This window comes from Avibacterium sp. 20-126, from assembly GCF_044358625.1.
In the GTDB taxonomy this organism is placed as follows: Bacteria; Pseudomonadota; Gammaproteobacteria; order Enterobacterales; family Pasteurellaceae; genus Avibacterium.
The window spans coordinates 1,746,108-1,765,390 of record NZ_CP091457.1 but is presented as its reverse complement, the minus strand read 5'-3'; the positions used below and the strand labels follow the sequence as shown (position 1 = coordinate 1,765,390).

The 19,283-nt window shown below is 39.4% G+C and carries 13 protein-coding genes; 4 read left to right on the top strand and 9 right to left on the bottom strand.

What is annotated here, in order from left to right; all coding sequences use genetic code 11:
- Positions 1-6: 6 nt before the first annotated feature.
- The 4 genes from L4F91_RS08270 to prlC all read right to left on the bottom strand — a co-directional run bounded on the left by L4F91_RS08270 (position 7) and on the right by prlC (position 8,113).
- Entirely contained in the window at positions 7-1,425 is a 1,419-nt protein-coding gene (locus L4F91_RS08270; RefSeq protein WP_395895896.1) for a surface lipoprotein assembly modifier, read from the bottom strand.
- A gap of 60 nt (positions 1,426-1,485) precedes the next feature.
- Complete coding sequence (locus tag L4F91_RS08265; RefSeq protein ID WP_395895894.1) at positions 1,486-4,041, bottom strand: TonB-dependent hemoglobin/transferrin/lactoferrin family receptor; 2,556 nt, start codon at positions 4,039-4,041, stop codon at positions 1,486-1,488.
- Between the two features lie 9 nt (positions 4,042-4,050).
- Complete coding sequence (locus tag L4F91_RS08260) at positions 4,051-5,838, bottom strand: transferrin-binding protein-like solute binding protein (RefSeq protein ID WP_395895892.1); 1,788 nt, start codon at positions 5,836-5,838, stop codon at positions 4,051-4,053.
- 232 nt (positions 5,839-6,070) lie between these two features.
- A complete protein-coding gene (gene prlC / locus L4F91_RS08255) occupies positions 6,071-8,113 on the bottom strand; it encodes an oligopeptidase A (protein ID WP_395895890.1) in 2,043 nt (680 codons plus the stop codon).
- A gap of 127 nt (positions 8,114-8,240) precedes the next feature.
- On the opposite strand from prlC, the gene L4F91_RS08250 reads away from it, so the two are divergent.
- Positions 8,241-8,603, top strand: a complete 363-nt coding sequence (locus L4F91_RS08250) for a YbaN family protein (RefSeq protein WP_250363455.1) — start codon at positions 8,241-8,243, stop codon at positions 8,601-8,603.
- An 81-nt stretch (positions 8,604-8,684) separates the two neighbouring features.
- Positions 8,685-10,229, top strand: a complete 1,545-nt coding sequence (locus L4F91_RS08245) for a peptide ABC transporter substrate-binding protein (protein WP_395895888.1) — start codon at positions 8,685-8,687, stop codon at positions 10,227-10,229.
- Between the two features lie 18 nt (positions 10,230-10,247).
- On the opposite strand, the gene L4F91_RS08240 is transcribed toward L4F91_RS08245, so the two are convergent.
- The 4 genes from L4F91_RS08240 to erpA form a co-directional block, all read right to left on the bottom strand.
- The gene (locus L4F91_RS08240; protein WP_265777364.1) at positions 10,248-11,006 is read right to left on the bottom strand and encodes a PIN domain-containing protein; all 759 of its coding nucleotides are present in this window, start codon (positions 11,004-11,006) and stop codon (positions 10,248-10,250) included.
- Positions 11,007-11,024: 18 nt separating this feature from the next.
- On the bottom strand, positions 11,025-13,310 hold the full coding sequence (mrcB, locus tag L4F91_RS08235) for a penicillin-binding protein 1B (protein ID WP_395897858.1): 2,286 nt from the start codon (positions 13,308-13,310) through the stop codon (positions 11,025-11,027).
- A gap of 107 nt (positions 13,311-13,417) precedes the next feature.
- Complete coding sequence (locus L4F91_RS08230; protein ID WP_265762644.1) at positions 13,418-13,777, bottom strand: YacL family protein; 360 nt, start codon at positions 13,775-13,777, stop codon at positions 13,418-13,420.
- Positions 13,778-13,791: 14 nt separating this feature from the next.
- Positions 13,792-14,133: an iron-sulfur cluster insertion protein ErpA gene (gene erpA / locus L4F91_RS08225; protein WP_268738983.1), complete on the bottom strand. Its 342-nt coding sequence runs from the start codon at positions 14,131-14,133 to the stop codon at positions 13,792-13,794.
- 137 nt (positions 14,134-14,270) lie between these two features.
- Here erpA and map point away from each other — a divergent pair, with 137 nt between their 5' ends.
- Positions 14,271-15,074 (top strand): type I methionyl aminopeptidase, encoded by an 804-nt coding sequence (gene map / locus L4F91_RS08220; RefSeq protein ID WP_250349667.1) that lies wholly within the window; start codon positions 14,271-14,273, stop codon positions 15,072-15,074.
- A gap of 690 nt (positions 15,075-15,764) precedes the next feature.
- Complete coding sequence (gene glnD / locus L4F91_RS08215) at positions 15,765-18,362, top strand: bifunctional uridylyltransferase/uridylyl-removing protein GlnD (RefSeq protein ID WP_395895885.1); 2,598 nt, start codon at positions 15,765-15,767, stop codon at positions 18,360-18,362.
- A gap of 60 nt (positions 18,363-18,422) precedes the next feature.
- Here glnD and L4F91_RS08210 read toward each other — a convergent pair whose 3' ends face one another.
- Complete coding sequence (locus L4F91_RS08210) at positions 18,423-19,283, bottom strand: DMT family transporter (RefSeq protein ID WP_250351657.1); 861 nt, start codon at positions 19,281-19,283, stop codon at positions 18,423-18,425.

Genomic DNA, 19,283 nt, shown 5'->3' with positions numbered 1-19,283 from the left:
CTTATATTAAAATATTTTTTGTATTTCCAATGCGATGCTATGTTTGTGATAAGGAATATTTAAGCTATTGCTGTTCACCCGTTGATAGTTATAGCTTAATGTTGGCACTATTCCCATGAATTGAATATGGGGTGACCAGATGGATGTCGAGAATTGCGTTTCTCGATCTTGCCGTTTGGCATTACCACTTAACCCCCAATAAAATGGCGCTTTGTAGTATTTTTGTTCACGAGCAAGGCGTAAACGGACACCAATATTTTCGTTTTGATAGCCTATATTGAGATTCGCCCGATATTTTATATACCGATCTTGTGGATAAGCGGTAGCATATTTTTTACCTATATCAACGGAAATGCCGGCATACCATCTTGAGTTAATGTTCCAAGAACTACTCAACGCTAAATTTTGCGTGTAGTTTGTGAGATGTTTATATTGTTTCTGCCGATACCTTTCAGTGGCATAATTAAATGCAATTTTACTGCGAAAGTAGTTGCTCCATTGATATTGCCAACTGGTTGTTATACCAAAATGATTCGTATAGGGCTTTCCTGAAAAAACGCGTAATCCTGAATAAGGTTCTAGTGTAAATTGATGATGATAATTTGCATAGCCGAATGGTATTGTTATTCGCCCATAAAAATCATTATATTGGTGGTAAGTGCGGTATATTTTTCCGATAAAATCGCTTTGCCATTGTGCATAAAAACCATTTGGCATAAAAAAAGTTTTTCGATTTCCAAATTGATAGCCTAATCCTTTATCCGCAAGTTTTTTTTCAAATGAAAAGGCACCGATTTTTTGTTTATCTGGTGCATTATTAATATTCTTATCATTGAGAAATTCAATTGCAATATAGTGTTTCCATGCTTTGCGTGATTGGAGGTATTGATCGACTTTTTCTAGTTGAGTAATAAATTGCGGGGAGGATGTCGTTGTTAAATGCTGTTGAACAAGTTCAGTAGCTTGCCAAATTTGTTGATTCAGTAGAAGACTATCAATATGGTGAAAAATGGCTTTTTCCGAATTAGGGTAAAGTGTTTCTACTTTTTTAAACTCTGTTATAGCTAGGGGATATTGTTGTGCTGATTTTGCTACGAGTCCTTTTGCATAAGCGATGATAATTGGATTTGGATGAGTACTCGTTTCATAGACAGGAAGAATTTTTTTGAGTAGTGGAATATGTTCCTGCGCAATCGCAAGATTTATCACTTTTTGTAATAATTCTGGCGCATGACGTAATTGTTCTGCCTTAATCTTAAGAGGCATTGAAGAGGTTTTTGGAATTTCCTGCCAAGAGGAGGAAGAATTAATATGGATTGGCTCATAATTTAATTCTGGCGCTTCTTTTATATCTATGTTTTGTGGTAAAGCCCAGATTTTACTCGATAGAATAAGGGGAAGAATTAAAAATGTTGTTTTTTTCATTTTACTTATTACTCAAGAAAATGCAGTATGCCTGAATGTCATACTGCATTTAATAACCTATTAGAATTTAATTTCTAGTCCTGCGAAGAAGTTACGTCCCGGGGCGGCCACAACAGAATAGTTTGGCGTGTCTAAATTCGTTTCTAAACTGCCATTCCATACTGTTTGTCGAGCGGATTCCCAAGTCACATAGCGGTAATTAAATAAATTATAGATCCCTGCTCGGAATGTCATATATTTATTAAATCGATAATGCCCAGTGAGATCGGCAATGATCCAAGATTTGGTTTTAATGTGAGAACGGCTTTCTTCTATCACACCTAAAGGTGAACTATCTTGTGCAACCAATTCTCCACTATCTTTGCCTTTGGAATAGGTTGTAACGAAGTTAAGCCCCCATTTTTCTTCTGGTGAGAGGTAAGAGATTCCATAGACCACGCGTAATGGTTGAATAGAATCAAGGGAATATGCTCTTCCTTCATATCCTTCAGGCATTTTGGCTGGTCCGCCAATTTGCTGCGTTTTACTAATTTTAGCAAAGAGATTAATTCCTTCAGGAAAGCGTTCCCATAAACTATATAGATCTAAATTGGCACTAATATCATAGCCACGTACTTTGATATCTTGCGTATTGTAATAGAATAGATCACCTCGTCCTTGCCCTGTAGGTTTTTTTAAAGAGGCAAGAGCAATCATATTTTTATAGGTTGCCCAGAAATAACTGCTTTTTAGGCGTAATGCTTTGTATTCAAATTCTGCACCAATTTCTTGATTGCGTGAGTACTCTTTGTCTAATTTTCCTTGGATTGAATGTCCATAGGCATTGAGATCAGGACCTAGCTGTTCATAAACAGACGGGATTCTAAATCCACTACTATTACGGTAAGTAAGGGCTAATGGTTCGATAATTTGATATTTTATACCCAGATCCCAAGAGAGGTTTTGGTATTTACTTTGTTTGAATTGAATAGAGCGTTGCTGTTCCTCAAGGGTAGGGTTACCTTTAAATTGATAGTGATCATAACGTAATGCACTAGAGATAAACCATTTTTGTCCTAGTGTGATAGAGTCGCTTACACCTATAAAATAATGGCGACTTTTTATTGGACTAATTGGGTGAAAATCAATATGGTGTTTACCAGCAAATTCACGAGGTCCTGAGCCGACACGTTTATAAATGATGTCACTAAAACGATCATAATCATAAAAATGATGCTTACTCAATATCGTGCCGAGAACTACGCGGGTATCGTGTCCTGTTTCTCCCCATTCCCAGAGTTTATTCAAATTGAGATCGAAGCGATAGTCTGTTTGTTTGCTATTAACAATATGATGCCAAGATTTTTGCCCTTCTTCAGTTGCCCAGCAATTCGCATCTACGGAAGGCCATTTTGCACAATTTAACCGCTTCACTTCTGATTTCATAATCAGATCACGTTTATCAAAACGAACCACCGCAGAGTTTACCCAAGCAGCTTCGTCTTTTGCATCAAAACGGTACTCTAATCCAATTCGATTGTTTTGATGAGTATCAAAATAAAATTGTGAAGGGGTATATTGAATCCGTTTTGTTGAGATTTCATCATAGAAAGGGGATTCAGGGTAGAGTACACCATTAATCAGATGCTTTTCTTGACCATTATAATAATTTGGACGTTGCATTTCCCGCATTTTATATTGTTGCTTAGTTCGATTTAGTACAATGCCCAAGTAGTGTTGAGGGGTAAAATGCCAACCAAATTTACTCAGTAATGAATGACTTTCATAATCGAGTGGATTAGGAATACGACGACGTACGCCACTTACTTCTTCCATACTGACCCAACGCCCTTTTTTATTCATAATAGGATCGACAGGATCAGCGTGATTCGCAATGAAAAGCGTGCCTTTATAAAGATCTTTATGCGCTTGAATTTCATGTCCATTACGATGAGAATATTGAACAAACCCATCGAATTTCCCCGCTCGGAAAGCTAAACCACCGCTATATAATTTTCGCTTATCTTTGGAGGTATAGTCTGTTTTAAAACGACCGCCTATGGATTGATCGGGCTGTAAGAAATCATCAACATTCTTCGTTTCCATTGATACAGCACCACCTAATGCCCCACTACCAGATTCAGCAGATGATGCGCCTTTTCTTAGATCAAGTAGTCGAAGATCTTCATATTCCACATCATTTTTTGCTGAACCGGATAACATTGAAAATGTACCGCTTGCATCATGTCTTTTCAATGTTGATGAAGCACCTAATCCATCTAGATCAATAGCGACTCGATCTTGATCAACACCACGTATAGAAAACCCTCTGGTTGTTCCTCGTCCTCCCGCTTCGGTGATTGAAATACCGGGATCGTAGCGTGTGATATCACGAATATTTTCTATTTGTTCATTTTGTATTTGAGCCTGATTTTTACGTACTTCCCCTAAGCCAGAAACATTTTGCTTCTGTTTTTCAAATTTCTCTTTAATATGAATTGTTTCTAGTGTTGTAATCTCGGACTCTTCTAACGCCTCTTGCTGATTTTCTGCTTGAACATAAAGTGCGGTACAAAAAAGACAAAAAACGAGATTCATTTTATTTATGAGAGAAATGGTATTCTTTGCTGACATCATTCTTTCCTTTTATTGTTGAATTTGTTTTCCACCAAAAACGGCACCAAAAGTTTTGTCTTCTTTAATTACCGTTCCGCCAATTTCATTAGCGTTTGTACCGTAAAAATGACCTGCTACATCTGCCTCACCTGTAATAACGGCACCTGAGCCAGTAATATTGCCATCGTGTACAGCTAGATTTGCTTTTCCATTAAAGCCATTTTCAGTAATAGACAAATTCTCAAATTTTACTGCTGAAGTTCCGCCATTATTTTTCAATTCACCAGAGACTTGGCGAGTCGCAAAATTTGCCGTAAATTCTGCATCTTGATAACGTCTAGATACATTAGCCGCTTGACCTTTACCAAAGCCATACCAATGTCCGTGATACTTTACTTCACCCGTTGAAGGGATTTCAGAAATAGGTGTAACATAGCCTTGAACAAACAGATTGCCTCGCTTCTCGGTTTTATTATCTGCCTGTTTTATTTCGTGATTTTCAACACCAAAACGTAAAAAATTAAAATCTCCACAGCATATATTATCTGTGTTAGTAGTATCTAAATTAACTAAAATGCCGTCAATTTGAAGCTTATTAATATCACCAGAAAAATTTTGTGATTGCGGTTTATTTTCAGAAAAGGTGGTACTATTTTCCTCGTTGGTAAAAGGTAAAGTTTGAGCATTTAGGTGTTTACCGTCAGTTTCAACGGCTTCTTCTTCTGAATTTTGCTTAGCAGCAAAAACACCTGCAAAATGATTATCTTCTGACCATACCCGCCCAGCTAATTGTTTTGCTTTTTCACCCGCAAAAGAGCCTAATACCTTTGCATTTTCAGGTAGCGGAGGGTTGTCATTTCCATCATTAGCAAAAAGCGTGGTTTGACCATTTTTTGTGGCATTACCACGGAAACCGTTTTCTGTAATCGTTGCGTTAATGTCATAAACAATTTTTTTATCATTTCTATCAACCGCATCTAATGTTCCCGTTACCGTTTTATTTGAGAAATCAACGGTGAAAACCGCTTTATTTTGTTTTAATGTTCCACCAGCTTGTTTGCCTGTTTCGTAGTATGAACCACTACCGCTACCTTTTTGTGGCGTATAGGTTGCATATTCCCAAACACCACTATAAGTTGCCTTTCCTTTCATTGGCATATCCATCGTTTTTTCACGAATGGCATAAAAAATATTATTATAGCTTTGGCTTCTAGGAAGTACTGTTTTCGGATCTTGTTCAATTAATTCAATAAAACCGACTTTGACATCACCATATTCTGTGATTTTGAGGTAAATATAATTGGCACTATCTTCTTTGGCATAAAAAATCAATGTATCTTTCTTATCTCCTATTGATAAAAATTGTGAAATATTTTTTACCGCTCTTTTCCATACTTTCTTACCATTTTCATCAATAACTTGAATAGATTCGGAACGAGCTTGATGATCGTGGGTTAGAGGATAATCACCTTTAAATAATAGGACATCATAGTCTTTAGGATTAAGGTTGGTACGTGCATCGGTAATTATTCGTTTTTGGCTTTTTACATCTTCATATTCTTTATTCATTACATTACCATCTCTCCCCGGTCCCCAAGGGGTTGTAGCTACCCAGCCCATTTCACTCAAGTCTTCTGGGGCAGGAGATTCTAATTTTTTGCCATTATTTTCGGTAACATAATTAGGTTTAGAGGGTTGATTATCCGTGACAACATTGGGTGGGTTAGCATTCTCCACGTCAAAGCCTCCACCACCAGAAGCACAGCTTATGCAGAATAATGAGGTGAGAGTACATAGAACGGTTTTCTTTATTTCCATAAAATAGCTCCTTATTGGTAATAGTTCTCATTAATATTATTATAAATAATAATTATTATCAAAAACTATTTTCAAATAAAGAAAATTTTCTGAAATGCTTTTTCAATCATGGTTTGTTTGATGTTTCAATATAAAGGAGATGAGAGATAATTACTAAATTTCAGGAATAAGAAAGATGTGGCGTAGTAAGGTGCATAGCGAAAGAGCTATGCACCAAAAAGGGAAATGAATATTATGAGGTTGCAATCCCTTTATGCCTTAATAAAGCATCGAGTTTAGGCTCACGCCCTCTAAAGCGTTTAAATAATGCCATTGGCTCTTCCGAACCACCACGGGTAAGAATTTCATCTAAGAAAGATTGCCCTGTTTGTGGGTTAAAGATGCCTTCTTCTTCAAAACGAGAAAATGCATCGGCTGATAGCACTTCAGCCCATAAATAACTGTAATAACCAGCGGCATAGCCTCCAGCAAAAATATGGCTAAAGCTATGTGGGTTTCTTGCCCACTCAACACCTTTCAGCACCGCAACTTCTTTTTTCACTTGCTGTAATATCTCTAAAATTTGATTCTCTTGGTTCGCATCAAAATAATGATGTAAACGGAAATCAAATAAGCCAAATTCAAGTTGGCGTAATACAAACATTGCTGCTTGGAAGTTTTTCGCTTTGAGTAGCTGTTGCAATTTTTCTTTTGGTAGAGGCTCACCGGTTTCATAATGTCCTGAAATAAAGGCAAGGGCATCTTCTTCCCAGCACCAGTTTTCTAAGAATTGGCTTGGTAATTCCACGGCATCCCAAGGTACACCATTGATCCCTGCCACATCAGCCACATCAATTTGTGTTAGCATATGATGAATGCCGTGTCCAAATTCGTGGAATAATGTGGTCACTTCATCGTGGGTAAAGAGAGCAGGTTTATCACCCACAGGCGCATTAAAGTTACAAGTAAGATAAGCCACAGGATGCTGAATAGTGCCGTCTGATTTACGGCGACGACCGACGCAATCATCCATCCACGCCCCGCCACGTTTATTTTCACGAGCGTAGAGATCTAAATAAAAGCTGCCACGCAGTTGATCTTGGCTATCAATCAGATCAAAGAAACGTACATCATTATGCCAAGTTTCTACATCAAAACGCTCAACAGCACGAATATTAAATAAACGTTTAATCAGCTCAAATAAGCCAGTCAGTACGCGATCTTCAGGAAAATAAGGGCGAAGTGCTTCATCATTAATCGCATATAAATGTTGTTTTTGTTTTTCGCTATAAAACGCAATATCCCAAGGTTCAAGTGCGGTGATATTAAAGTGCGTTTTACAAAATGCGTCTAATTCGGCTAATTCTTGTTGTCCTTGTGCTTTTGAACGGCTTGCTAAATTCTCAAGGAAATCCAATACTTGTTGCGGATTTTCAGCCATTTTGGTGGCAAGGGAAAGTTCGGTGTAATGCTCAAAATCAAGCAATTTTGCTAATTCCACACGCAAGGTTAAGATCTCTTGCATAATGGCAGAGTTATCCCATTTGCCGGCATTTGGGCCTTGCTCTGAAGCGCGCGTAACGAACGCTCGGTACATTTCTTCACGCAATTGGCGATTTTCACAATACGTCATCACTGGCAAATAGCTTGGAAACTCAAGGGTAAAGCGATAGCCTTCTCGCCCTTTGTTTTCTGCGGATTGTTTTGCGGCTTGTAAAGCACTTTCTGGCAAACCAGCTAATTCATTTTTATCTGTGATCACTTTATCCCAGCCCATTGTGGCATCTAGCACATTATTGCTAAATTGCGAGCTTAATTCAGATAAACGCGCCACGATTTCCCCATAGCGTTTTTGTTTTTCTGCTGGAAGGGAAATGCCCGAGAGTTTGAAATCACGTAAGGCATTATCAATGGCTTTTTTCTGTGCCACGGTATAAGTTGCATATTCTGGGCTGTTTTTGAGTTGTAAATAGGCTTGATATAAACCTTCGTGTTGCCCTAACCAAGTGCTATATTCGGAAAGCAATGGCAAGCAGGCTTGATAGGCTTCACGCAATTCAGGGCTATTTTTTACCGCATTTAAGTGGCTGACTGGTGACCACGCTTTACTTAGGCGATCACCACTTTCAGTGAGTGGTTCAATAAAATTCTGCCACGTTAAGTGCGGTTGTTTTAAAACTTGCGCGACGGTATCTCGATTTTCTTGAATTAATTGGCTAATTGCAGGTTGAATATGTTCAGGTTTGATGTGCGAAAATTGCGGTAAGGTCGTTTCGCTTAATAGCGGATTTGGCATAACAGCTCCTTGCTTTTTTATAGTGTTTTTCATTGCATAACAAATAAGGGGCGATTTTATAATATCAAGGTTGAGAAATCTAAAAAAAATATGGATAATTGAGAATTATTTTTATTTGGAAAGAAAAATGAAAGCTATTTACATCATTTTAGGATTTATTTCGTTAGCACTCGGCATTATTGGCGCATTTTTGCCCTTACTACCGACGACACCTTTTTTATTACTCACGGTATTTTGCTTTGCGCAAGGTTCTGAACGTTTACATAATTGGATCATTCACACGGAACTTTATAAAAAGCATTTACAATCTTTCAGTGAACAGCGTGCATTAACGTTAAAAACCAAAATTCGGATTCTTATTTTATCCACCACAATGCTGGCAATTGGGTTTTATTTTACCCCTACCATTTTTGGTAAAATCGCCATTTTACTCGGTTTGATCATTCACTATTGGGTGTTTTTCTTTTGGATTAAAACGCTGAAAGAATAAGCCGTTATTAAAGAAAGAATGATTGGTAATAAAGGGGCATTTTTGTATAATGCCCCTACTTTTACCTGAGTTTTTAAGCCAATGCCATCATTGAACGTTTCAACAATTTTACCAAGTGCGGTGTTTTTTTGTGCTATTTTCGGATTAACCGGTTGCGATAAGCCACAGCAGGTTACCACGCCTCATCCTGCACAAACCACGACAACACCAACCGAGCCTGAAGTGCGTATTCCTCGCTTAGTGCGTGGCGTTTATGGTGATTTAGTGATTTCACCAGACAAACTACAAAATGATGAACAAGCCACTTTTTTGCGTGATATTCTAGAAGGCTTGGTAATTTATGATCCACACGGCAATGTGATTCCCGCCGTTGCTGAAAGCTGGCAAACCAAAGATAATAAAACTTGGATATTTACTTTGCGCGAAGCGGCAAAATGGTCAAATGGCTTACCTGTTACCGCTGAAGATTTTGTACAAAGCTGGCGAAAATTAGCGACTTCAAATAATCCACTGAAAAAATACTTAGCTTTTATCAATATTCAGCACGCAACCGCTGTGATACAAGGGGAAGCGGATGTTGCTCAATTAGGCGTGCAAGCCCTGTCTCCACAGCAATTACAAATCACCTTAGAAAAAGCGATCCCCTATTTACCCGCAATGTTGGCGCACCCTGTGCTATTACCGCAGTCTTTTGCCGAACAGCAAGGCTTTGTGAGCAATGGGGCTTATTATGTGAAAAATCAGCAAGGGGATGAAATTCATCTGGCACAAAATCCTTATTATTGGCAAGGTGAGAATGTGGCATTCTCTTTGGTTGATTATAAAAAACTCACGTTAAATCAAGAACTGACGGGGATTGATATTGTTGTTAATCCAACGCATCGCAATGTACAAGTGACGTATTTTCCGAAACTTTGCACTTATTATTATGAATTTAATTTTAATGATCCAAGGCTGGCTAAAAGTGCGGTACGAAAATCTCTTGTTTTTTTAGCTTCAGCCCGTAACTTAGTACGGGGTGAACCGCAGGCTCGTCTGGCGAGTAATCATTTTCTTCCCATTTCAATGCAAGGTGAGCCAGAGAATGCGTGGTCGCCCGTGTTAGTGGAACAGCTTTTACAGCAAAACGGGATTACCGAAAAATCGCCTCTCGTGTTGCGTTTAACTTTTGACCAAGAAGGGATTAATCACACCATTGGGCAGCGTTTAGTGCAAATGTGGTCGCAATCTGATCTCATTCATATTCAAGCCGATCCTGTGCCTTGGCAAACCTTATTGGAAAGACGTGCGAAAGGTGATTTTCAAATTATTCGCTCAGGCTGGTGTGCGGATTACAATGATCCTTCGGCATTTTTAATGAATTTTTATTCCAAAAATCCAGACAATAAATCCGCGTATCACAACGAAAAAGTGGACGCGTTACTAGAACAGAGTCTACAACCCATTTCTACGCAAAAACGCACCGCACTTTATCAGCAAGTAAGTCAATTATTGCAGCAAGATAATGTGGTTTTACCCGTGTTTCAGTACACCACGCCCATTTATCTTAGTCCTAATTTACAAGGTATTGATCAGCAAAATCCAACCAATGTGATTTATAGCAAGGATTTAAAGCGGGAGTATTAACATCAGAGGAAAGTGAAATCACGTTGTAAAAATCATTTCCCTAATTTTGCTAATTTGCGAGGCATTTAAACCATCACCGTTAAAAAAGCTCTTGAGCCAGTTCGTTTGCGTTTCGAGTTTATTCGGGTGATGCCTTTTTTCTAGGCTATTTAATTTTGCTTTAGCACGAGCAATATAGATTTTTAATTCTGTTGATTGGGCAGGGGAAAAATCTACCATTTTGATCAGGGCTTTAATCTCTTTTTCAGCAAGATTTTCTGATTTTAATAACGCATTGATACAATTATATTGACTTTGCGGTTTTTTCGGTAAGCTTCTGGGAGAAATCGCATTTATTTTATCAATGTGCTTTTGTATTGTTGAGGCAAATTCAACCATATTTTTAGTTTGGCTATTATCTCTTGGATTCGGATTACTTAGAATGTCATTTATGCTGTCTAATCGCTTAGCCTGTTTGATCCGATCTTTTATGAGGTAATAATGAATGATCGAATCGAACCCTTTATCTTTAGAAATAATATAAAGGGAATTAAATTGATATTCTGTTGTGATACGCGCCATCTCATCAACAATAATAAAATCTAATGCATTTTTTCCTGATTTCGGACATTCAATAATACGGCAATTTTTTTCGAATCTTATCAAAGAGGTTACCAATGTAACAGGCAGGGATTTTTGATTTTCACCAATACAAAGCACAATAAAATGATCATTTGGAGATAAATGTTCTAATGTTGTCGGTTGGATATTTTCATAATCAATAAAAATCAATTTCATCTTATTCCTCGATAAAAATTAATTGGCAGGTGCAGCTTCTTCCACGGGGGCTGGCTGAGAGCCTAAAGCGGAGGGCTTTAATACATCCCACAAGCTCGGCTGTTTCGGTTCTGGTGCAACTTCGCGAGGGGCTGAACAGAAAGATTGGTTACCATCTGTCCATACAGGAATTTGCCGTGCATTGCCACAATCCCAACCTCCATAACTATTAATACCAACCCATTTAATGCCCGCTGGCGTGGATGGATGCAAGGTTTTCGCCTGCGTGCGTTGTAGATAGTTTTTATATACCTGCAATGCCCCCGTTGCTCCTGTCAATCTTGTTTCGCCATTGTCATCACGTCCAAGCCAAACCGTGGCGACATTTTCGCCGTCAATCCCCACAAACCAAGTATCACGCGCAGAGTTTGTGGTGCCCGTTTTTCCTGCTAAATGTAAATGGGCGAATTGGTTTTGCAAACTGCGTGCAGTGCCGCGTTCAACTGTTTGTTGCATAGCAAAAAGCGTTTCATAAGCCGCTTGTACTGGAACAACTTGGTTTGGTTGCGTATTTCGTTGATAAATTAATTCCCCTTTTTGATTTGTAATGCTATTTACTGTTGCAAGGGGAATGGTTGCCCCTTGATTGGCAATTGTTTGGAATAATTTCGTCACTTCATAGGGGGAAATTGAGTAAGATCCTAATAACATTGCCGGGACTTTAGGAATTTTTACTTTATCCCAGCCCATCGCTTTTTGGGTTTCAATCACTTTGCTTAGTCCTACTTTCATTCCAATATTTACCGTAGGAATATTTAACGATCGTGCAAGTGCATCCATTAACATCACAGAGCCACTATAACGACGATCATAATTCCGTGGTTGCCAAGGCGGGCTACCTTTAGTATGAATGGTAATCGGCTGATTTTTAATCGGCGTATTTAAACGAAATTCGCTAGGTTCAGTAAGTGCGGTTAAATAAATAGAAGGTTTTACGAGTGAGCCAATTTGACGTCTCGCATTTAATGCACGGTTAAAACCCGCATAGTTGGTTTGCAAACCACCCACAATGGCTTTGATTTCACCTGAATGATAATCTGCCACGATCATTGCAGACTCTAAATAAGGATTTTTATATTTCAACTGTAATTCAGAAACGGCATTAATCACTGCTTGTTCAGCATAATGTTGCTGTTTAATATCTAACGTAGAGAAAATGCGTGTGCCAGATAAACTACTTGCACGATTTTCGCCTAATTGCTGGCGAAGTTCGGCTTGCAAGGTTTGAATAAAAGCAGGATATTTACGGTTAATTTGTCCCCGTTTTTGCACGCCAAGCGGACGTTTGCTCAACATCTCATACAGCTCTTGCCCAATTACTTTGTGTTCAAGTAATAAACGTAACACCACATTACGGCGCTCAAGCGCATTTTCAGGGTTGCGCCAAGGATTATATAGCGAAGGGCCTTTTACCATTCCTACTAATAAGGCAATTTGATCTAAATTGATCTCACGAATTGAACGGCCAAAATAAAAATGGCTTGCTAATTCAAAACCGTGGATTTGCGTATTGCCGTTTTGTCCAAGATAAATTTCATTAAGATAGGTTTCCAAAATACGGTTTTTGTCGTAACGCCAATCTAAAATGAGTGCCATTAGTGCTTCATTGATTTTTCTTGTGAATGTACGTTCGTTAGAAAGGAAAAGATTTTTAACCAATTGCTGCGTTAAGGTACTTCCCCCTTGCACGCGATGGCCTGCTTGTAGGTTTGCCACAATGGCTCTTGCAATACCTAAAGGGCTTATCCCGTCGTGTTCATAAAATCGGCGATCTTCGGTTAAAAGCAAGGTATCAATCAATAATCTAGGATAATTTTGTAAAGAAAGGGTTAAGCGTTCTTCATTTTCTGATTGCAACATTGCAATTAATTTGGGGGCGAGAGAAAATTCATCAATGGCTTTTACATTAACTAAATCTTCTATTACCGCTAATTTGTTGTCTTTAAAGCGTAAACGGAAAACACGCTGGGCTTCAGGGTGAACAGGGAATGGAAAGGCACCACGCAACAAAACGAGGGTATTGTCTTCAATTTTGAAATCGCCCGGGGCAGCAACCATTGTGGTTTGACGATAATCGTTTTCTAATAAACGTTGTTTGACCTCATTGAGGCTTAGCCCATCAGATAATTTAATGGTATCTATTTTGCTATAAACTTCCGCGGGTAACTGCCAGATTTGCCCATCCATTTTGGTGCGGATTTGCCCATCTAAATAAATTCCGTAAAAAGTAACGTAACAAGCCAGCACAAACGCGATTTTAAGCAAAAAATGACGAAAACGCTTTTTTCGCGAAGGGGAGGCTGTTTCTTTTGTTTCTGGTGTAGGATTGCTTTCTGACATTACACATTATACCTAGTGATCTGGCACGAATTTTAGCGCTTAAAGGATAAATAAGATTGTAAAAACTGTTCAAAATCTTCCAAGCCACAGAAAGCGAGGCTTTCCTCATCATAGTAATGAAAATCTGGCTCAAGTTCTTGTTGTTCATCAATAGCAAGATTATTCGCACGAATCATCACTTCATCAGCACTGACAAATAGGCTATATTCAGTGCCAAGTAATTTGAAATCCTGTGTTGGCGCTTGGCGAGCTTGATTGATAAGAGAAAGTGCGGTGGAAATTAGCTGAGAATTTGACCGCACTTCGGTATTTAACCAATTGGCTAAAGCCTCGTGTCCCATTGAACATTTGGCTGAAATTTGTCCGCCTTGGGCAAAAAATTGATAATCCATTTTGAGTGATTAGGTTAGATACTGAACGATGAACCGCAACCACAAGTCGTTGTCGCATTAGGGTTATTTACCACAAAACGAGAGCCTTCTAGCCCTTCCGTGTAATCCACTGTGCCACCAATTAAATATTGCAAGCTCATTGGATCAATGACTAACTGCACGCCTGAATTCTCAATAGTGAGATCACCTTCATTCACTTTTTCATCAAAGGTAAAACCATATTGGAAACCGCTACAACCACCGCCTGTGATATAAACGCGTAATTTTAGCTCGCTATTTTCTTCTTCGGTAATCAAGGCTTTTACTTTATTGGCCGCCGCATCGGTAAAGGTTAAAGGAATTGCCATCTCTGTCATAATTTATCTCGCTTGTATCCTTGTCAATTTTAAGTTGGCTATTATCTAATAACCAAGTAAACCATTCAAGAATTTATCAAGGATTTTTCAACGGAAAGGTGGTAAAATGCCGCACAAATTTTTGTCAAGGAGAAGTTATGGCAATTCCAATTAGAACAGAACAAGAAATTGAAAAACTGCGTGAGGCCTGTAAATTAGCCTCTGATGTGTTAGTGATGATCGAACCTTATGTAAAAGCGGGTGTTACCACTGGCGAGTTAGATCGCTTGTGCCACGAGTATATGGTGGAACAACAAAAGGTGATTCCTGCTTGCTTAGGTTATCACGGTTTTCCTAAAGCAACCTGTATTTCCATTAACGAAGTGGTGTGTCACGGTATTCCCAGTGAAGGAAAACAACTAAAAAATGGCGATATTGTGAACATTGATGTAACAGTGATTAAAGATGGCTACTATGGCGATAATTCCAAAATGTTTATCGTTGGCGAGACAAATATCCGTAGCAAAAAATTGGTGGACGTAACACAAGAAGCCTTATATATCGGCTTGCGTACGGTAAAACCGGGGATTCGTTTAAGAGAAATTGGCAAAGCAATCCAAAAATATGCAGAGTCGCAAGGCTTTAGTGTTGTGCGTGAATATTGTGGACACGGCATTGGTACCGAATTTCATAATGATCCCCAAGTGTTACATTATGACGGAGATGATGGCGGTGTGATCTTGAAAGAGGGAATGGTTTTCACCATTGAGCCGATGATCAACGCAGGCAAGCGTGAAGTGCGTTTAATGGGCGATGGATGGACGGTAAAAACCAAAGATCGCAGCCATTCTGCGCAATTTGAGCATCAAATCGTGGTTACCGCAAAGGGTTGTGAAGTAATGACAATTCGCGAGGAAGAAGAAAAAGCAGGACGCATTCAGCGGTTTATGGTGAATGTATAATCTACGGGCGAACACATCGGTTCGCCCCTACGATTTATTAAGTCATCAATATAATGTAGGGGCAGACCTATGTGTCTGCCCGCATAAGGTTTTCTAAACAGCAAGCAGAAAAATAGAAATGGGCGAACACATCGCTTCACCCCTACGATTTGTTAAATCATCAATGTAATGTAGGGGCAGACCTATGTGTCTGCCCGCATAAGGTTTTCTGAACAGCAAGCAGAAAAATAGAAATGGGTGAACAGATCGGTTCGCCCCTACGATTTATTAAATCCATCAATGTAATGTAGGGGCAGACCTATGTGTCTGTCCGTATAAGGTTTTCTGAACAGCAAGCAGAAAAATAGAAATGGGCGAACAGATCGGTTCGCCCCTACGATTTATTAAATCATCAATGTAATGTAGGGGCAGACCTGTGTGTCTGCCCGCATAAGGTTTTCTGAACAGCAAGCAGAAAAATAGAAATGGGCGAACACATCGGTTCGCCCCTACGATTTGTTAAATCATCAATGTAATGTAGAGGTAGACCTATGTGTCTGCCCGCATAAGGTTTTCTGAACAGCAAGCAGAAAAATAGAAATGGGCGAATAGATCGGCTTGTCCCTACGATTTATTAAATCATCAATGTAATGTAGAGGTAGACCTATGTGTCTGCCTGAAGCTGATAGCCGAAAAGGAATCTGATCCAAAATGTTTACTTACAGTCGCGCAACGCCGTTCACAATACAATCTGTCAAAGCGCAAAAAGATCAACTCAAAAACCTTGAACTCGCTGAATTTCAACAAGCTTCTATCTATCAATTACTAGAAAATCGCACAACATTTTATGACGATATATTGCAACACCTTTGGCAACATTTTCAGCTTGAACAACAACCAGATCTGAGCCTAATTGCAGTAGGTGGCTATGGACGAGGGGAAATGTTTCCTCTATCTGATTTAGATTTTTTGATTTTGACACAATCGCAACCTAGTGAAGACATTCAGCGACAGCTCCGTCAATTTGTTCAGTTTTTATGGGATTGTGGGTTTGAAGTCGGGCATTCTGTTCGTACTTTGGCGGAATGTGAACAGGCCGGTCGAGAAGATATTTCTATCGCCACTAATTTGCTCGAAAGTCGCTACTTATGCGGAAATGAAAAATTATTTGAAAAACTTACCGCACTTTTAAAACAGTCCGATTTCTGGCGCTTGGAGGATTTTTATCAGGCCAAGATGGAAGAAAAAAATGTGCGTTATCAACGTTATAACAACACTAGTTATAACCTTGAACCGGATATCAAATACAGCCCGGGCGGTTTGCGTGATTTACATTTGCTCTATTGGCTCGCCCTACGGCATACTGGGGCAAAAAACTTGCAGGATATTTTACAAACGGGCTTTATTTACCCCGAAGAGTATGCGTTATTGCAAGAAAAGCAACATTTTTTGTTTAAAATGCGCTTTGCTTTGCACCTCATTTTAAAGCGTTACGATAACCGACTATTATTTGATCGCCAAGTAAAAGTGAGCCAATTGCTTGGCTATCAAGGGGAAGATAATGAAGCCGTAGAAAAAATGATGAAAGCATTTTTTCAATCTTTACAAACGATTGCGACTCTGACGCATAGCTTAACGAAACATTATCGTGAACATTTTATAGACAAGCCAAGTCAGCAAACCTGTTTTCCGTTAGATCGCCATTTTCACGTTGCGAATAATGCCATTTGCTTAACGCAAAAAGACTGTTTTCAACAACAGCCAGACAGTATTTTAGATTTGTTTTTCTATCTCACTCAATACCCAACAGCAGAAATTCATTCCAGCACGCTACGCCAATTAATCCGCACGATTGAAACATTTCAAGGCTATTTAAGTGAAAATTCACAAGCGAGAGAAAAATTTCTCCGCTTATTTCAACAACCCAATTGCGTGCAACGAGCATTTTTGCCAATGCATCAATATGGCGTGTTACGCATCTATTTACCACAATGGCAAGCCATTGAAGGATTAATGCAATTTGATTTATTCCATAGCTATACCGTTGATGAGCATACCTTGCGCGTGATGCTAAAATTAGAACGTTTTACCCAGCCAGAAAGCCGATCTGCGCACCCTATCTGCTATGGCATTTTTACTCAATTATCACAGCGTGCTTTGCTTTATCTTGCAGGGTTATTCCACGATATCGCCAAAGGTCGCGGAGGTGATCACGCCGAGCTTGGTGCAAAAGACATTGCAGATTTTGCCGTGTTACACGGTTTTTCTGCTCAAGACAGTGAATTAATGCAATGGTTAGTCGCACAGCATTTATTGATGTCGGTAACGGCACAACGGCGAGATATTGACGATCCCAATATCGTCCTTGCATTTGCTGAGGAAGTTACGACTCAACAACGCCTTGATTTGCTCACTTGCTTAACGGTGGCAGATATTTGTGCGACTAACGAAACCCTTTGGAATAGTTGGAAACGTTCTTTATTAACAAAGCTTTATCAATCTACTACCGAGCAATTTAGCCTAGGAATGGCAAACCTGTTGGATAATCAGAACAAAATCGCACAGCATAAAAATCAGGCACTGGCATTATTACAACAAGAGAAGCCCGAACTTCTGCAAGAAGCTATTCAGTGCTTGTGGCAAACGTTTCCACAAGATTATTTCTTACGCAATAATCCAAAGCAAATTTGCTGGCATAGCGCCCTCATTGCGGAAAGTCGAAAACAAAGTGCGGTGCAAAATGTGGTAAAAATCAGTAACCGCTTTTCCGCAGGGGGGACGGAAATCTTTATTCATTGTGAAGATCAAGACAATTTATTCCATAAAGTTGTCAGCACCATCGGTGCAAAATGTTTTAGTATTCACGACGCACAAATTCTCACGGCTGAAGACGGCAAGGTGTTTGACAGTTTTATTGTTACTGAATTAGATGGAACACTCGCGAAATTTGATCGCCGCCGCGAACTAGAGCAAGCCTTGCAAAAGGCACTGAGTGCGAACAAAATCGCGAAAATCAGCACAATGAAAAACCATCAGCTTAAGCCATTTCGTGTAAAAACCGAAGTACGCTTCTTGCATTTAGCGAAAAGTACGCACACAGAAATGGAACTGTTTGCCCTTGATAAAGCAGGGCTGTTAGCAGAAATCAGCCAAATTTTCACCGCACTTCAGTTAAATATCCAAAACGCCAAAATTACCACGATTGGTGAAAAAGCAGAGGATTTCTTTATTTTAACCAATCGCGAAGGGAAGGCATTGTCGCAACAGGAAAGAGAGGCGTTAGAGCAGCGAATTTTAGCCTCAATATAATCAAATATAATTGAACACGGCTTTTTTAAAGAGCGGTGTTTTTTGGTGAATTTTTTCTTGTTACTTGCGTAAATTTTCTAAGGCGACAGCGGTGATGATAATTGCACCGCCAAGTAACATTGTGAGCGTAGGGGCTTCATTAAGCCATAGCCAAGCAATCAGAATGGCATAAACCGGTTCAAGGGAAATAATCATCGCCGCCGTTCTTGCACTTAGCACATCAAGGCTAGAAACAAAGAGCGTGTAGGCAAGGCTGGTGCAAAGCAAGCCAATGCAGGCGATCCAAAACCAATCTTGTAAAGAAACACTTGGTAATTCATTGGCGTAAAATGGTAAAAGTACAATAACGCCCACCAAATATTGCCACCAGCTGGCTTGGCTACCAGAAAGGAGGCCTCGATTTTTGCGATTTAGCACCGCAAGTAAGCCGTAAATCGCCCCTGAAAAAATGCCCCATAATAGGCCTTGTGTGGATTGGTTGCCAAATTCAAAGGCAGGGGTTACAAGGATTAATCCAAATGTAATGGCGAGTAATAAGAAAAATTCACCTAATTTTAACCGCACTTTGAATATGAGCATTTCAAATAAGCAGACAAAGGCGGGAAAACTGGCAAAGCCCAGTGTTCCCACTGCGACACCGCCAACTTTAACGGCAATATAAAAGGTGACCCAATGGGCAGTGAGTAAACTACCTAGCACAAATTGTAACAAAATGCCTTGTGCAGAAAGCTTGTTGAGAGGCATTTTCTTATAGAGGAAGAAGAGGGAGAGTGCCATAAGAGCGATAAATACACGCCCAAGCACTAACACGCCAGCACTGCTTTGAATCAGCACGCCCAGCACGCCCGTTAAACCAAATAACACTGCGGTACTATGTACTTTTAGCAATGCAAGCTGATAGTGTTTGTTGGCGTTTTCCAT

What these genes read in the sequence shown, in the direction of transcription:
- L4F91_RS08270 (WP_395895896.1), bottom strand. Translation starts at nt 1,425, where the DNA reads ATGAAAAAAACAACATTTTTAATTCTTCCCCTTATTCTATCGAGTAAA.
- L4F91_RS08265 (WP_395895894.1), bottom strand. Translation starts at nt 4,041, where the DNA reads ATGATGTCAGCAAAGAATACCATTTCTCTCATAAATAAAATGAATCTC.
- L4F91_RS08260 (WP_395895892.1), bottom strand. Translation starts at nt 5,838, where the DNA reads ATGGAAATAAAGAAAACCGTTCTATGTACTCTCACCTCATTATTCTGC.
- prlC (WP_395895890.1), bottom strand. Translation starts at nt 8,113, where the DNA reads ATGCCAAATCCGCTATTAAGCGAAACGACCTTACCGCAATTTTCGCAC.
- L4F91_RS08250 (WP_250363455.1), top strand. Translation starts at nt 8,241, where the DNA reads ATGAAAGCTATTTACATCATTTTAGGATTTATTTCGTTAGCACTCGGC.
- L4F91_RS08245 (WP_395895888.1), top strand. Translation starts at nt 8,685, where the DNA reads ATGCCATCATTGAACGTTTCAACAATTTTACCAAGTGCGGTGTTTTTT.
- L4F91_RS08240 (WP_265777364.1), bottom strand. Translation starts at nt 11,006, where the DNA reads ATGAAATTGATTTTTATTGATTATGAAAATATCCAACCGACAACATTA.
- L4F91_RS08230 (WP_265762644.1), bottom strand. Translation starts at nt 13,777, where the DNA reads ATGGATTATCAATTTTTTGCCCAAGGCGGACAAATTTCAGCCAAATGT.
- erpA (WP_268738983.1), bottom strand. Translation starts at nt 14,133, where the DNA reads ATGACAGAGATGGCAATTCCTTTAACCTTTACCGATGCGGCGGCCAAT.
- map (WP_250349667.1), top strand. Translation starts at nt 14,271, where the DNA reads ATGGCAATTCCAATTAGAACAGAACAAGAAATTGAAAAACTGCGTGAG.
- glnD (WP_395895885.1), top strand. Translation starts at nt 15,765, where the DNA reads ATGTTTACTTACAGTCGCGCAACGCCGTTCACAATACAATCTGTCAAA.
- L4F91_RS08210 (WP_250351657.1), bottom strand. Translation starts at nt 19,283, where the DNA reads ATGGAAAACGCCAACAAACACTATCAGCTTGCATTGCTAAAAGTACAT.